The organism is Bacillus sp. SIMBA_031 (genome assembly GCF_046535225.1).
GTDB lineage: Bacteria > Bacillota > Bacilli > Bacillales > Bacillaceae > Bacillus > Bacillus velezensis.
Window position 1 is genome coordinate 1 of sequence record NZ_JAWRXC010000038.1, and the last position, 481, is coordinate 481.

General features: G+C 60.5%; 1 protein-coding gene. It reads right to left on the bottom strand.

All coding sequences use genetic code 11. The annotated features are described in order from the left end of the window. Nucleotides 1-460: hypothetical protein (locus SB724_RS19395; RefSeq protein ID WP_410572407.1), on the bottom strand; the 460-nt coding region annotated here is incomplete at its 3' end. Between the last annotated feature and the right edge of the window lie 21 nt (nucleotides 461-481).

Genomic DNA, 481 nt, shown 5'->3' on the forward strand with positions numbered 1-481 from the left:
CGCGGGTCGTGACCCGATCGCAGAAGTCCTGGTTGTCGATCAAGTTGGTCTGGCTCGTAGCAGCCTCAGTCGCTGATCTTAAGAACGCAGCCGTGCTGGAGTTGATGCCTCGGTTCAATGATCTCGCACGAGCTAAGTAGTCGTCTACGTCCCAGTTGCCAAGGAGCCCGCGCTTGGCTTCGCGCTCCTTTTCCCAAGAGTCGAGTAGGCGTTGCGTCTGTCCGACGATGTCCTCCTCGGGCGAGAATGCGGCACGGGAGTGCTCGCTGAGTAGCCGCTGGTAGAGGATGGTCGCCCCATTGTGGATTAGAGAGAAAACTTCCGCGTCCCCCAGCCAGTGACTGGGTTCGCCTCCAACCGTTTGGCAGACAGGGTCCAGCCACGGTGCCCAGTAGCGCGGATCCGGGCTGGCATCGGAGCCCACGAGATGAGCCAGCATGCTTCCTGGGCAAGCGATCATAATTCGCTCCCGAAGCCAGCT